The organism is Proteus sp. PR00208, from assembly GCF_016238545.1.
Taxonomy (GTDB): Bacteria; Pseudomonadota; Gammaproteobacteria; order Enterobacterales; family Enterobacteriaceae; genus Proteus.
In genome coordinates, this window is the sequence record NZ_JAEHQE010000002.1 from 120,471 (window position 1) to 135,744 (window position 15,274).

Annotated in this window: 13 protein-coding genes; 8 read left to right on the forward strand and 5 right to left on the reverse strand. The window is 34.4% G+C overall.

Translation table 11 applies throughout. The annotated features are described in order from the left end of the window. Positions 1–249: 249 nt before the first annotated feature. Entirely contained in the window at positions 250–1,800 is a 1,551-nt protein-coding gene (locus JEP36_RS02870; RefSeq protein ID WP_198629855.1) for a methyl-accepting chemotaxis protein, read from the forward strand. A 109-nt stretch (positions 1,801–1,909) separates the two neighbouring features. Here JEP36_RS02870 and JEP36_RS02875 read toward each other — a convergent pair whose 3' ends face one another. The 3 genes from JEP36_RS02875 to JEP36_RS02885 form a co-directional block, all read right to left on the reverse strand. Beyond that, on the reverse strand, positions 1,910–2,488 hold the full coding sequence (locus JEP36_RS02875) for an NAD(P)H-dependent oxidoreductase (RefSeq protein WP_198619702.1): 579 nt from the start codon (positions 2,486–2,488) through the stop codon (positions 1,910–1,912). Between the two features lie 357 nt (positions 2,489–2,845). Next, positions 2,846–3,745: a DNA-binding transcriptional regulator YafC gene (gene yafC, locus JEP36_RS02880; protein WP_198619701.1), complete on the reverse strand. Its 900-nt coding sequence runs from the start codon at positions 3,743–3,745 to the stop codon at positions 2,846–2,848. Between the two features lie 246 nt (positions 3,746–3,991). Continuing rightward, positions 3,992–4,282 (reverse strand): putative quinol monooxygenase, encoded by a 291-nt coding sequence (locus JEP36_RS02885; RefSeq protein WP_196533439.1) that lies wholly within the window; start codon positions 4,280–4,282, stop codon positions 3,992–3,994. Between the two features lie 299 nt (positions 4,283–4,581). Here JEP36_RS02885 and JEP36_RS02890 point away from each other — a divergent pair, with 299 nt between their 5' ends. The 5 genes from JEP36_RS02890 to JEP36_RS02910 all read left to right on the forward strand — a co-directional run bounded on the left by JEP36_RS02890 (position 4,582) and on the right by JEP36_RS02910 (position 12,005). Further along, positions 4,582–5,739, forward strand: coding sequence for an MFS transporter (locus tag JEP36_RS02890; RefSeq protein WP_198629856.1), 1,158 nt, complete (start codon positions 4,582–4,584; stop codon positions 5,737–5,739). 1,760 nt (positions 5,740–7,499) lie between these two features. Then, positions 7,500–9,026: an L-lactate permease gene (locus JEP36_RS02895; RefSeq protein WP_109371008.1), complete on the forward strand. Its 1,527-nt coding sequence runs from the start codon at positions 7,500–7,502 to the stop codon at positions 9,024–9,026. A gap of 119 nt (positions 9,027–9,145) precedes the next feature. After that, positions 9,146–9,865 (forward strand): (Fe-S)-binding protein, encoded by a 720-nt coding sequence (locus JEP36_RS02900; RefSeq protein ID WP_099659343.1) that lies wholly within the window; start codon positions 9,146–9,148, stop codon positions 9,863–9,865. Between the two features lie 12 nt (positions 9,866–9,877). After that, complete coding sequence (locus JEP36_RS02905) at positions 9,878–11,299, forward strand: LutB/LldF family L-lactate oxidation iron-sulfur protein (RefSeq protein WP_198620775.1); 1,422 nt, start codon at positions 9,878–9,880, stop codon at positions 11,297–11,299. A gap of 1 nt (position 11,300) precedes the next feature. Continuing rightward, positions 11,301–12,005 (forward strand): LutC/YkgG family protein, encoded by a 705-nt coding sequence (locus tag JEP36_RS02910; RefSeq protein ID WP_198620776.1) that lies wholly within the window; start codon positions 11,301–11,303, stop codon positions 12,003–12,005. Positions 12,006–12,128: 123 nt separating this feature from the next. Here JEP36_RS02910 and umoC read toward each other — a convergent pair whose 3' ends face one another. Beyond that, a complete protein-coding gene (gene umoC / locus JEP36_RS02915) occupies positions 12,129–12,533 on the reverse strand; it encodes a lysozyme inhibitor LprI family protein (RefSeq protein ID WP_198629857.1) in 405 nt (134 codons plus the stop codon). Positions 12,534–12,930: 397 nt separating this feature from the next. Here umoC and JEP36_RS02920 point away from each other — a divergent pair, with 397 nt between their 5' ends. After that, positions 12,931–13,275 carry a DMT family protein gene (locus JEP36_RS02920; RefSeq protein WP_075670926.1) on the forward strand — a complete coding sequence of 115 codons (345 nt, stop codon included), beginning with the start codon at positions 12,931–12,933 and terminating at the stop codon, positions 13,273–13,275. Positions 13,276–13,681: 406 nt separating this feature from the next. Continuing rightward, complete coding sequence (locus JEP36_RS02925; protein ID WP_109371014.1) at positions 13,682–14,065, forward strand: YkgJ family cysteine cluster protein; 384 nt, start codon at positions 13,682–13,684, stop codon at positions 14,063–14,065. 476 nt (positions 14,066–14,541) lie between these two features. Here the strand turns inward: JEP36_RS02925 and JEP36_RS02930 are convergent, their stop codons facing one another. After that, complete coding sequence (locus JEP36_RS02930; protein ID WP_409339488.1) at positions 14,542–15,123, reverse strand: DUF1287 domain-containing protein; 582 nt, start codon at positions 15,121–15,123, stop codon at positions 14,542–14,544. Positions 15,124–15,274: the final 151 nt, after the last annotated feature.

The following is a 15,274-nucleotide window of genomic DNA, read 5'->3' on the forward strand; positions in this document are numbered from 1 at the left end:
TTTTTAATTTTTTATTACTTTACACCCAATTTTATAAAGCTAAATGAAACTTAAATACTCAGTACATTTAGATAAAAAATGGAAGAGATCTCTTTTTAAGAGAAAAAATAATGTGTTAAAAATCAATACAAGCCTTTTTATCTCCCTTTATTTAGTTTAATGACTAAAGTTCTTCCTCTGCTTACCGATACTGTTTGTTCTTAAATAAGTTACCAATACTTATTAATTATTATTTATCCAGGGTTAAGCATGTTCTTTAAAAACTTTAAAATTCGTACAAAGTTAACCATCGCATTTACAACTTTTGTGATGCTAATTATGTTGGGTTCCAGTTTCGCATTAATGGGTTTAAATAGTGCGAATCAAGATATTCATGATGTCGTTGATGATATCTATCCAGCCACAGTCAGAGCCAACTTACTGATTAATAATTTCAATGAATTTATTATATTTCAGCAACTTACTATGCTTGATGAGCAAGGAAGTTTAGCGGCTGAGCAAGAGAGCAAAAAAGCAGAGATCACCGCTAAAGTTGCGCAATTACTGAAAGAATTAGACGAAACCACACACGATGCTGAATCAAAAAAAATCTTAGCTGAGGTTTATGAGATCCGTCAGCAATATATAAACTCTCAAAACTTTGTGGTGAAGGCATTTAATGAAAATAACAAACACGCCGCTGTCAATGAACTGATCACAAAAACTTCCGCTATTCAGTTAAAGTATCGCGATAAAATATTAGAGTTTATCAAATTACAAGACAAAAAAATGGAAGAGGCAGGTGACGCTGTTGAACGTGATTTTATTGAGAAAAGGATCTTTTTAGTCTTATTAACCCTCATCAGTATTATTGTGGGTAGTATTTTAGGATGGTTTATTACTAAAGGCATTACTCTTCCATTAGATAAAGCAATAAATTTTGCTAAAGCGATTGCCAATGGTGATTTAACACAAGAAGTGAATATTGATTATCATGATGAAGCAGGAATATTATTACAAGCCCTTGCTGAAATGAAAACGCACCTATTAGAAGTTGTGCAAAATGTACAAAACAGCGCTGAAAATATTTCGTCAGCAGCAGAGCAAATTACAGCTGGTAGCCAAAATTTAGCAGCAAGAACAGAAGAACAAGCAACATCAGTAGAAGAAACGGCAAGCTCAATGGAGCAAATGACATCAACTGTTAAAAACACCGCAGATCATACTCATGATGCGATTAATGTTGCTGAAAAAACTGAAATCGCCGTACATCATAATGGCGAAATAATGCTTCAGCTAACTGAAAAAATGAGAGCCATTAATAGCTCATCATCTCAAATGACAGATATTATTAACTTAATTAATGCCATTGCATTCCAAACTAATATTCTTGCACTAAATGCCGCTGTTGAAGCCGCTAGAGCGGGTGAACATGGTAAAGGTTTTGCAGTTGTTGCTGGTGAAGTCAGACTACTGGCACAAAAAAGTGCAGACTCCGCTAATGATATACGCACTCTTATCGATAATTCATCAACTCAAACACAAGAAGGAATGGAATTAGTTGAACAAGCCGGCTCACAAATCCAAAAAATGATCGCTGATGTCGAAGAGATCAGTGCGCTATTGCGTGAAATTGGGCAGGCAAGTAATGAACAAAGTGATGGTATATCGCAAATCAATAACGCTATAAGTCAGCTTGATTCAACAACTCAACAGAATGCGGGATTAGTTGAGGAATCGGTAGCTGCTGCAAGTTCACTTAATGAACAAGCACTTAATCTGAATAAATTAGTGAATTACTTTCAGATTAAAAGTATCTAATATTTAGTTGAATAAGTTTATTGAAAAAATAAAGGTCACTAGTCTTCTATCATAGTGACCTTTAAACGTGTTTTATGTATGTTCCAAACGGCTATACGAATAAATAAACTCAACCAAAGACGTGAGTTAAATGTGCTTTATATTCAGCAATATCATTCTCAACCGTTGGCTCTTTAATAACATCATTGACCATAAAAGTCGGTAATTGAGATAATCCTAAAAATTGTTGTGACTTGTGGAAAGCGAAATAAACACCATCAACACCTCTGCCATCAAAAAAATTACCAAATTCATTAAAGGCTTCAACAGGCGCATTCCACGTTACAGAGATCATGTATTTCTTACCTTGTAACAGCCCCCCTGTACCGTATTGCTTTTTAGGATCACGACGCGTACGCCCATCGTTCTCATATAACTTGCCATGACCAAATGTATACACATCATCCATATATTTTTTTACTTTCCACGGCATCATCATCCACCAGCCAGGCATTTGATAAATAATGGTGTCCGCCCATAGAAATTTCTCGATTTCGTCGTCAATATCATAGCCATCTTCTATTTGGGTTTCTTTAACGCTATGACCTAATGTAACTAAATGCTCAGCAGCAACATCATGTAGTGTACGGTTTAATTGACCAGCAGAATGACCGAAGTTTTGACCACCATTAATCAATAAAATATTCATGCCAACTCCTAAATTTTCTCTTGCGATACGTTTAATAGAGTTAATTTAACAGGAAATAAAAAAATTCGCACACAACATAAAAATCTATAGAAAATTAAAATTCAGGATTATTTTCTTATTATTAAAAATCAACAAAGATAATTAAGAATAAAAAACCAAAATAGACCACTTTTACGATTGGGTATATTAATAATAGAGATTATTGCTTTTTAGGCAAAAGTCTATTGTTGTTCAGGCTATTTTGTTAAACCGTTGGCTGTTATAACATTAATAAGAATATCTTCTAATCTGATAGGATCGTCTTACTATCACACTAAGATAAACTGTAAGAAATTAAGGACATTAGTGCGCTAAAAGTTACAGCTTTAATGTGTCAGATAAATATTGAGTTAAACTATCAATAAAAACGCGGATACGTTGGCTCACCACGCGATCACTATAATAAACAGCATGAAAAGGTAATGGTATAGATTGTAATTTATCGCTAAATAGCTCAACTAGTTTGCCTTCTTGAATATCTTTATTCACCATAAAATCAGATAAACAAGCAATCCCTTCACCACTCACGCATAATTGCCTTAATGTTTCGCCACTGTTTGAAGATATCCCTTCTGTTACCGTAATTAATGCATTTTTTTCGATTTCTAAAGGCCATGTATTTAATGAAACTGGCTCAGTAAATGTTAAACAAGTATGTTCGCTCAATGCTTGCGCTGCTGTCGGAATTCCTTTTCGCTCTATATATTTTGGCGAAGCAATAATTTTACGATAGCTATTAAATAAAGGGCGAGCACGTAAACTTGAGTCTGTTAAATGGCCAACTCGTATGGCCACATCCACTTTACGCTCAATTAAATTCACAAAAGTTTCTGATGAGACTAATGACAAAATAATATCAGGGTATTGTTGGCGAAAAATAGAAATAAAAGGGATCAACAAATGTAATACAACAGGAGTTGCCGCATCGATACGCAGTAAACCTTTAGGTGAATTTTGTGTGCCATATAACTCATTTTCAGCTGCTTGCATTTCCTGCAAAATAACTTTCATTCGCTGAAAATAAAGTTCACCTTCTACGGTAAGATCAATTTGGCGGGTCGTTCTATTCAGTAAATTAACACCTAATTTATCTTCTAATTTCTTCACTGTTCGGCTGACGGCTGAATTAGCCAGATTCAGTTTATCAGCTGCTTTTGTAAAGCTTTTATGTTCAACAACTTCAACGAATACTCTCGCTTCTTCTGACGTTGCTTTCATACAATAAGTCCCAGTGCTATTAGGTAGTATATTGGGATTTAAGGATACGGACATTTTTTTATTATTGCAATTAAGTTAATAATCAGGGGAGAATAGTGAGTTATTGTAAATAGTGTGAATGGTATAAATAAACGTTACTACTTAAAAAATAAGCAGATATACATAATGTACATCTGCTTAAATCATGGTTTAAACATAAAATTTTTATTTAAAATAATAAGACACATTAACGGAGGGTAAATAAAATCAGGCTAATTTTTCAATAAATTTGATATCTAATAATTCAATTTTATCTTTTAGATTTTCAACAAACGCTTTCATATGTGCCGTTTCATTGTGTTTATCGATAGCGCTCTGGTTTTCCCATATTTCAAAGAAAATAAAGGTTCTTGGTTGAGTGGTATCCTTATGAAGTTCATACTGGATACATCCTTCATCTTTATGGCTTGGTTTTATCATTGCTTTGCAAGCAGATAACACTTCATTTTCATGATTTTCTTTTGCCACAATTGTGGCAATTAATCTGACATTATTCATATGAAATCCTATATTCCAACATAAGTGTAAATGACAAATAAATAACAACCTGAAATTACTCTAGCATAATTTTTTATTTCATTATTTACATTTAGGCAAAAATAAGTTGCTGATATTGTTATTATCATAATGATTATTATTTTTATTAAAAAGCAATTCAATAATATAAACACCACAATCATTATTGCCATTAAAGCAATAGTCTATTGTTTTTTTCATTATTTATTGCATTTTTTTACTTCATTACACTAGCACCCTATTAAATTTCAAATTTATTATTCACCTTATTAGGATGCGCTATGAAAACCTTTCTCCCTTTATTAGCTCTGGCTACTGGGGCATTTGCAATAGGAGCCTCTGAATTTACACCAATGGGGTTACTACCTAATATTGCTTCAGGGCTAGATATCTCGATCACAACAGCAGGTGGCCTCATTACAGGTTATGCTGTCGGTGTTATGGTTGGCGCTCCTATTATGACATTGGGCTTAGGTCGATTAACAAAACGACATGCTTTAATTTTCCTATTATTGCTCTTTATTGCAGGCAATTTATTCGCCTCACAATCTGATAGCTATTGGGGATTAATGGTTGCAAGGCTAATAACGAGTCTTAATCATGGTGCTTTTTTTGGTATTGGATCAGTAGTAGCCGCAAGTCTTGTTGAAAAACATAAACAAGCTGCTGCCGTTGCCGCTATGTTTATGGGATTAACTCTTTCAAACTTGATCGGTGTTTTTATTACTTGGATTGGTCAAGTTTATGGCTGGCGTTTAGCCTTTGTTCTTATTTCTGGATTAGGTGTTGTGACACTGATGGGTTTATTAATGCTGCTCCCTACGATCCCTAAAGGAAACAAGCCTAATATCAAGTATGAATTAAAAGTACTCACTCGTTTACCTGTTGTGTTAGCACTACTGACTACCGTATTTGGCGCCTCTGCTCTTTTTGCTCTTTATACATACATCGCCCCTTTCCTTATTAATATTGTTCATATCAGCGAAAGCGATGTCGCAATGCTACTTGTTGTGATTGGATTAGGATTTACCGTAGGTAATTACTTAGGGGGTAAGTTATCGGCAAAAGGAATCGATAGAACATTAGTGATGTTTTTTATATTACTGATTTTATCAATGATCCTTTTACCCTTAGTTTCAAATCATTTGTTCTTAACGATTATCACTCTTTTTATTTGGAGTGTGGCGAGCTTCGCCCTTGTTCCACCACTGCAAATAAAAACAATGCAGATAGCCCATGATGCGCCGGGTTTAGTTTCATCAGTAAATATCGGTGCATTTAATTTAGGCAACGCTATTGGAGCCGTTATTGGCGGAGTTGCTTTAAAATACAGTTACAACATTGTCCCTTTAAGTGCGGCCTTAGTTGGGATCATTGGTTTATTACTGGTTTTTGCTCAATATAAAGTGAAAAGAGAACCACAAAGAAGCTTGGCTTAGTCATTAACGCCCTATTCATACTCACTAAAAAATGAACCTAGTTCACACTTTGGTTCTTTTTTTTCATGTGTAACAACGTCGACAATAAAATGTAAACAATTTTACCAATATCAGACAAACTGTTTGTTTTTGCCAACTTATTTCAACGTTTATGGATGGCGTCAAATGTTAAATCCTAAAACATCGCTAACATAATCGCTGATTTCCATTATCAAAACAGAGCTATTTAATGATGAAAATAATCTTTTCACTATTAATACTCCCATAATAATCTCAGGATAATGTCACTTATTGTGAGATAAGCTTATAGAGCTAAAACAGGCAGCAACACATTTACACACTAAAGAAAATATTCCGTTAGAGATTATTACGTAGCTGAATCGAAAATAATTATCTGTAAACTCACTTTTCAATCACCTTTTTTACTTTGAATATTTGTATGACAATTATCTAGATGAAATTAATATTTCACCTAAAAATGAGACTATTACTTCAAAAATATTTCATATCTTATCTTTGTTCTATAACAGTCAACTTAAACACTTTTAAAAAGGTAAGAAATCCCCTTAAATAAATATTTTCCTATTATTAAATAGAATTTATTTCACGTTTTCTTATTTATAAAGAATAAAAAAAATAGACTTTTTACTTTTATCAATACGATCAAGATCACGTCAATCATATCTTTAATTGAGGAACATTAGGAAGAACCATTCTCATTTATTATTTACTTTTCTTATCATGGTTCCATTATCTCACTGATTTGTATTACAATTAAATCTAGTTTGAAAGCGAGTAATTGTGCGCCTATGGATACAAAAAGAAGTTAATCATTGATGAGAAAATCATATTAAAGTCCATTTAAACAGTTAATATAATAATATTAATTTTGTATAATTAAAATTATTATATTAAGAATAAATAAAAACAAATCAATGATAACAATTTATTTTCACACTAGATAAAAATAGATATAAATTAGAAATAAAAAAAATAAATATATTTTTATAAATAAAAAACACGTAAAGAATAGGCAAGAAATAAAAAAACAAAATAAAGAAAACACTAAAAATTAAAACAAGATAGAAAAAACAAAATAAAATATTAAAAATACAAAGTAAAATATTATCGATAATGAAAGAAAGTATTATAAAAATAAAAAAACGATAATTTAAATTATTAAGACAACAAAATTTATAACAATAAAATATCGAAATAAAAAATTTTTAGTTTATTTGTTAATAAAATAGGTAAAAAAGCAATTCATTAATTTATTTTATGTTTATTTTGGGAGTTGATGGTCTTTTTTTACCCTAAAAATGGCATTTTAGACTTCAATTTATCTTTTTATTACATAGCTAAAACCATCAATATCGTTCTTTTTTTCATCAAAAACCAATTTTGCAACAACATTAGCAATGCAATTACATTGATGAGCGTCAAAAAACACGACAATTAACAAGCAAATAATGAGAAAAAAGGAATTTTTTTATATTTGTCACACAATTGATTTTATTCTATTACATATCAATAAATATTCCCTACAATAGCCAACTAATCTAACCTGACAATTTCCTAAGTGATGATATCTTTCATTGTTTAGGTTAGTAACTATCTTTTTTTATTTATGATTTATCGTTTCAGCAAAGTAGAGCATTAATAAAACCTAGTACCCTACACAATTATATAATGACCAACTTATAGGTTTGCCAACGCAGTTATAAACGATAACAATTGCAAACTTAAGGATAAAAATAATCATGTCAGACTATCTATCATTCTTATTAGGCATTGTGCCTTTAGCGGTTTTGATTTTTATGATTTTAAAAATGAAATCAGCCGTTCACCATGCCGTGCTTGTATCTTTAGTGATAACTGTTGCACTTGCTATTTTCCATTGGAACAACACCATTCAATTTGCTTCAGTCTCTGTCCTTTATGGCGCAGTTAAAGGATTGTGGCCAATCATCATCGTTATTCTTGCTGCCATTTATAGCTATAACTTAATGCTAAAAACAGGTGGCATGGATGTCCTTAAAGATGTACTGGCTGGCATAAGTGATGATAAGCGAGTGCAAGTTCTGCTTATCTCATGGTGTTTTGGTGGCTTTCTTGAAGCTGTTGCGGGTTATGGTACTGCGGTTGCCATTCCTATCGGTATTTTAATTGCACTTGGATTTGATCCTTTTAAAGCAGCAGTTGCCTCTTTAGTTGCCAATACAGTTCCTACTGCTTTTGGTGCAGTCGGTATTCCAGTTTCAATTTTGGCGCAAAATACTGGGCTTGATGTATTAGTACTGAGTAAAACGATTATTATTCAGTTGGGATTATTTAATATCGTATTGCCTTTTGTCATCGTTGCCATTGCTGGTGGCGGAATTAAAGCGATTAAAGGTGTCGGATTTATTACCTTAATGTGTGGTATCAGTACACTGATCCCTCAATATATCGTTGCAGCTAATTTAGGTGCTGAATTACCAGCGTTTGCAGGTAGCTTAGTCAGCTTAATTGTGGTTATTTTCCTTGCTAAACGCATGAAAAATAGTGGTGATAAACAGAAAAATGTCAAAAAACATACTGGCAAAGAGTTGTTAGTAGCAAGTTCTATTTATCTGTTTACTTTTATATTTATTTTAGCGTGTTCACCTTTATTCCCTACGCTCCAAAGCATGGCGAGTGCGATTTCCACAAAGATCCCATTTGTATTAAGTGAAACACAAACGGAATATCAAACCATTGCTTGGTTAAGTACACCGGGGGTATTAATTATTCTCGCCAGCTTTGTGGGGGGAACCATTCAAGGCGCAAGTGTTTCAACACTTATCTCTGTTCTGGTTAAAACGACTATCCAACTGAAAAACTCAATTATTGCCATCACAGCAATCGTAGCGATGGCAACTGTCATGGATTTCAGTGGCATGATTGGCAGTATCGCTGAAACCTTAGTCGATTTCACAGGTGCAGGATTTATCTTTATTGCCCCAGTGATCGGTGCGTTAGGAACGTTCGTAACAGGTAGTGACACCAACTCTAACGTACTGTTTGGTAAGTTACAAACCAGTGCAGCCGCTAAACTTAATATTGACCCATTCATTCTGGCCGCTGCCAATACCTCTGGTGCAACGGGCGGTAAAATGATTTCACCTCAAAGTATCGCCATTGCTGTTTCAGCGACAAAAATGGATGGCCAAAGCAGTGCCATTATGCGTGAAACCTTAAAATACTGTATTGCCTACATTGTTATTCTTGGGGCGAAGATCGGTATTATTTATCATCTAATGAACTAATTAATAAGGAGAAGTGAGCGTGTTTATTCCATTCACTTCTCCTCTTATAACGAAGCAATAAAAGAATTTTATCTTTAGTAAAAATAATAACATCTGAGCGATGTTTTGGAGTTCGATTAATGAAAGTTAATTTTTATGCGACCTGTCTTGGTGATGTGCTGAAAGCAGATTCAGCCCGAGACACCGTCTTGTTACTTGAAAAATTAGGCTGCGAAGTCTTATTTCAGGAACGCCAAGGTTGCTGTGGTCAGCCTGCGCTTAATAGCGGTTATGTTAATAACGCAAAACCCGCCATGAAATCGTTAATTGAAACATTGGAAGTGAACGACTATCCCATTATTTCACCCGCAGGCTCCTGTACTTATGCCATTAAAGGTTACCCAACTTATCTTGCTGATGAACCACAATGGGCATTACGGGCACAAGGTGTTGCCGATCGCCTTATTGATTTAACCAGCTTTATTGTTAACACCCTTGGTGTTGTCGATGTTGGGGCTCGTCTGCCAGGTAAAGCGGTTTATCACCCATCTTGCAGTTTAACCAGAAAATTAGGTGTCGTAAGTGAGCCTTTAACGCTGTTAAAACATGTTGAAGGTCTTGAAATGTTACCTTTTGCAAACTCAGAAACCTGCTGTGGCTTTGGGGGAACTTTCTCCGTGAAGATGTCTGAAATTTCAGGCGAAATGGTGACTGAAAAAGTCAAACATATTATGGATGTGAGTCCTGATTATGTCATTGGTGCCGATACAAGCTGCTTAATCAACATTCAAGGTCGTTTAAGTCGTGAAAAACGTCCTGTAAAAGTGTTGCATATTGCACAAGTTTTAATGAGCCAATAAGGGAGCCTGCTTATGTCTATCAAAACCAGTGATATAGATTTCAGACCTCGTCTAGAACATGAAATGAAAGACACAATCATGCGTAATGCGGTTGTTATGGCGCAAGAACGCATTGGGGCTAACCGTCAAATCATGGTGAAGGAGCTAGGTAATTGGGAAGAGTGGCGTGATCGCGCTGAACAAATCCGTAACCATGTTCTTGAAAACTTAGATGCTTATCTCTATCAATTATCCGAAAAAGTGACTGAAAACGGAGGCCATGTTTATTTTGCTAAAACAGCAGAAGATGCCTCTCGTTATATTTGTGAAGTTGCCAAAAAGAAAAATGCGAAGAAGATTGTAAAATCTAAATCGATGGTCACCGAAGAAATTGGGATGAATAAAGCCTTACAAAATGAAGGCATTGAAATCATCGAAACTGACCTTGGTGAATATATTCTTCAATTAGATAATGATCCACCGTCTCATATCGTGGTTCCAGCGATCCACAAAGATCGTTATCAAATTCGCAAAGTCTTAAATGAAAAACTCAATTATGAAGGCAGTGAAACGCCAGAAGATATGACGCTTTTCATTAGACAACGTATAAGACAAGATTTCCTTTCTGCTGATATTGGTATCACTGGCTGTAACTTTGCCGTGGCTGAAACAGGTACTGTCTGTTTAGTCACCAATGAAGGTAATGCAAGAATGACCACAACACTACCTAAAACCCATATAGCGGTTATGGGTATGGAACGTGTGGCTCCTACCTTTGAAGAAGTTGATCCGTTGATAACCATGTTATGTCGTAGTGCCGTTGGCTCACGTTTAACCAGTTATAACACTTGGGTGACAGGTCCACGTGAAGCAGGCAATGTTGATGGCCCTGAAGAGTTCCATTTAGTAATTGTCGATAATGGTCGTTCTGAAATTTTAGGCTCACAATTTAAAGATATTTTACGTTGTATTCGTTGTGGTGCTTGCCTAAATACATGCCCTGCTTATCGTAATATTGGTGGTCATGCTTATGGATCAATTTATCCTGGTCCAATTGGTGCGGTAATTTCACCATTATTAGGGGGTTATAAAGATTTCCACGATCTCCCTTATGCATGTTCGCTATGTAACGCTTGTAATGTAGTTTGCCCAGTCAAAATTCCTTTAGCACAACTGATTTTAAAACATCGCCGTGTGATGGCAGAAACAGGCCTTACACCAAAAGCAGAACGTCGAGTGACAGGTATGTTTAACTACCTCAATTCACACCCTGCCCTTTGGAAAGTGGGTATGAATGTCGGTGCAAAAATGGCGGGATTAATGATCAAAAATGGTTCTACACCAATCAAAATTAGTGTTCTTAATGATTGGATGGAATCACGTGATCTCCCTAAACCAGATGGTTATAGCTTCCGTAGTTGGTTTAAACGCCATAAAGCAGAAGGAAAAAAATAATATGTTAAACGAACAAAATCGTAATGAATTTCTGCAAACTATTGCTGAAAAATTAGGACGTCCTATTGCGCATAAGCCACAGCCGCAGCCTACACCAGTGAATGATTTAGCGAAAACACGCTTAACTAATTTAACTCAAGATGAACTGTGCAAAGAGTTTACGGACTTTGCACAGACTCAAATGGTGAAATGTGTTGTTAGCAAACCGAATGAAGTTATTAATAGCCTAATTGAGCTATGTGAAAGTTATGATTGTAAAGGCTCGGTGGTAATAAGTGGTGATGAGCGTTTAGATGCACTTGGCATCACAAAAGCGGTTAGCGAAAAATACGAAACTTATATTTGGGATCCTACACTTGGGCGTGAAAATATTGTTCATGCTGAACGCTCTCAAATCGGAATTGTTTTTGCTGAAGCGGGATTAACGGAATCTGGTGGAATTGTTTTATTTTCGTCTCCAGAGAAAGGACGTGCCGTGAGTTTATTACCTGAAACCTCAATTGTGATCCTACGTAAAAGCGATATTTTGCCTCGTGTGGCTCAAATTGCTGAGCGTTTACATAAGATGGCTCAAGAAGGTGTGAGAATGCCGTCTTGTATCAATTTAATTGGTGGTGCAAGTTCCACTGCTGACATTGAATTGATTAAAGTATGGGGGGTTCATGGCCCTGTTCATGCAGCTTATCTTATTATTGAAGATTGCTAATTCAAGATAAAATAACGTTAAAACGATAACAAAATAGCTAACAGTCAGAGTCGATCATCGACGCCTAAATCAAACCCAAAAGATAAGTTAATGGCTTTTGGGTTTTTCTCTATTATTTACCAATTAATTATTTAATAAAACTTTTGCTCTCCATTGATTTAATTTTATTTCACATGCGAGTAAAACATCTCCTGCCCCAGAACCGCCCATTAATAATGCGGATTGTCGTTGACATTCAGCGCTTCTAAATTGAATAAAATGCTGCTGAGAACTGGCTAATGCATCAATGGCACTTTTCGCTGCAATAGAATCAGTATCTTCAAGATCACTCTTACTTTTGTCATAAATGACATTCATTTGCTGTTCTGTCAGTTTTAACTCATCCAATAAACAAGCTTGCACAGCGGTTCTTGGCTCGTTTGCGGTCACTTCATAACATTTCGCTAAAGGATCGTATTTATCTTGTGCTGAAGAAAAAAAGCTCACTGTAAGTAAACTACAAGAGATCAGAAATAAACTTATCTTCACGCGAATTCCTTATAGATATTTATAATAAAATTTATGTTTAACATAATGTATAAAATAACTAATATCATATCTATTAGTGCGAATAGCTTCATTTTAGGACATATCGCATCTTACTTGATAAATTTAAATTTCAATCGATTAATAATAAGAAAATATTATTTAACACAATATCAATAGATTGAAATTCAACCAATAATTTTAAAAATAGCCATTTACTACTTTAACTTTGCATTGAATTGATAAAATAACAAACTTTCTTATATCGAAAAAAGTCTGCCATTTTAGTTTTCACTATTTTTTTCTTAGCATAGCAATAGAAAACCCTCTTTTTTTGCAGTAATCTCATACTATTCTTATTGGCAATTTTTGCCTAAAAACGACCAGTGGTATCACTAATATGTTCTACAAATTTACCCCTATTATTCTTCTTATAATTTCCAACGTTTTTATGACATTTGCTTGGTATGGACATCTAAAATATGGCAATAAACCCCTTATTGTTGTCATTATTTTAAGCTGGTTGATTGCATTTGTTGAATACTGCTTTGCTGTACCCGCAAATCGCATTGGTCATAATTATTACAGTGCAGCAGAATTAAAAACCATACAAGAAGTGATCACATTAACTATTTTCGCTATTTTTTCTGTCACTTACTTGGGAGAAAATTTTACATTAAATCATTTTATTGGTTTTCTTTTAATTGGTGCAGGTGCTTTATTTATTTTTAAAGGCCCTTTTTAGAAAAACCGATTAGTAGATATCATTAGCTCATTTTTACAGCATGTTATCTACGCTTATTTTGTTATCGCCTTATCAAAACTGATAAGGCTTTTTTTATTCGAAATCTCATTTTCTGATTACTTTTAATACTATTTATAGTGTGATTTTTACGGAGGATTAAATAACATCATCACTTACCATTAAGTTATATAGTCTACTCAGATTTTTTTTCCAAAATAATAGTCTGTTTTGTAATAAAAATATTCTATATATAGAAACATTTCTCTTGAAAAATATTTTTCATTCGGCGCATAATGATTGCTCTAAGAGAAGCATCGTTTCTCTGTCTTTTTTTGCCTCTCTTAAACTACCGCACCCTTAAAACGTGCGTTTTGTCACTTTAACGTCAGATAAAATGGTATCTGGTATGAGCAAACATTCTAACGATTTTATTTATATGCAGGATAATCCCTGTATGCATTGTGGTGCTTGTTGCGCCTATTTTAGAGTTTCGTTCTATTGGGCTGAAATGGTAAGTGGTGGCGGTGTGGTTCCAGATGAATTAACAGAACCATTAACGCCTTTTCTCTCTTGCATGAAAGGAACAAATTCTAAAAAACCACGCTGTGACAAACTGATTGGTGAAGTTGGAGAGTGTGTAAGCTGTTCTATCTACGAACAACGTCCTTCTCCTTGTCGTGAGTTTCAACAATCTTGGGTAAATGGCATTCCTAATGAAGCTTGTGATCGTGCGAGAGCGGCTTATGGTTTACCGCCATTAACTCATATCACCTTACCTCACAGCGCGTAAGACATCAGAGGGGTTAAGCCCCTCCTGATTATTTAGTAATACCCAACACGCTTTTTTATAAAAAATAAAATAACAGTGCAAAAAATTGTTATTAAATAACACGTTAGTTTGACTTTATTTTTAAATAACCTAGTATATAAGGTAATGAATTAATAACGTGTGTTTAGCGAGGTTTTTTATTTAAAAATAGCGATATATTTGGAGGGTATTATGATCAGTAGCTCTTTTTTTATCCTTTTCCTTTCTTTTATCTGTTCTACTGCTGTCGTTAGTATGTTACTCGGTGGCTTAGAGGAATGATTATGAATGTTTCTGATGAAAATATTCTTCCCCAGAAATAATGCCCATACTTTACATAAAATCAGTATGGGCATTATTTTACTTGTCGTTTAAATTCTAGATTTATTTTTCCTGTTATTATTTTTATTCTATTTTTTATAAAAAACCAGATACCCAAACTTTCCTCGTTTATCTATTTAGTAAGTAAAATGCCCCGTTATTTTCCATGAAAATAAGACATCCTCTGCGACTTGTCCAAACCCAATATTATGCATAACTAGATAGCGTTGGTTATCCCCGCTTTTCTTATTTACTACAATGCCAATATGAGGTCGCCCATTATATAAACGCCAGCTAACAATATCGCCTGGCACATAATCTTCGGCATTTTTTGTAATCGGTTTTACTTTTCCTTTTCGTGTGAAAAAGACCTCTAAATTGGGAACTCTACGGTGATCAATATTCGTATCGGGTTTATTCAATCCCCACATTCGTTTACTTGGGTAAGCGGAAAAATTTGCTTTAATATCTTCATGTAATAATTTTTGTAAATCGATATCAATCCCACGATAACTACGAATAATCACATCACTACAGACTCCTTTATAAGCAGGCACGTCCCCCATTGGGTAGTCTATTTTACGATAATCAGAGTCGTAAAATACGGCTCTTGGTAAGTCAGCCGCATACTCCACCAGCTTTTTATTTTGTTCTGAAGTTAGCGCTTGTGCACTTGAAAAGGGAGTAATGAGTAAGAGTAAAACAGTAATTCCCATTATTTTCACTGTATGTTCTCCATGAAAAAGTTAAATCCATTATTTAAGAAAGAAATAACATTATCTGTTTATACTGATAAAGCACAGCATAAAAATATCAGGGAAGTCTTAATTCGTTTTTAGAGCCGTTTTTAGAGTAGAGATAAAAAAACCG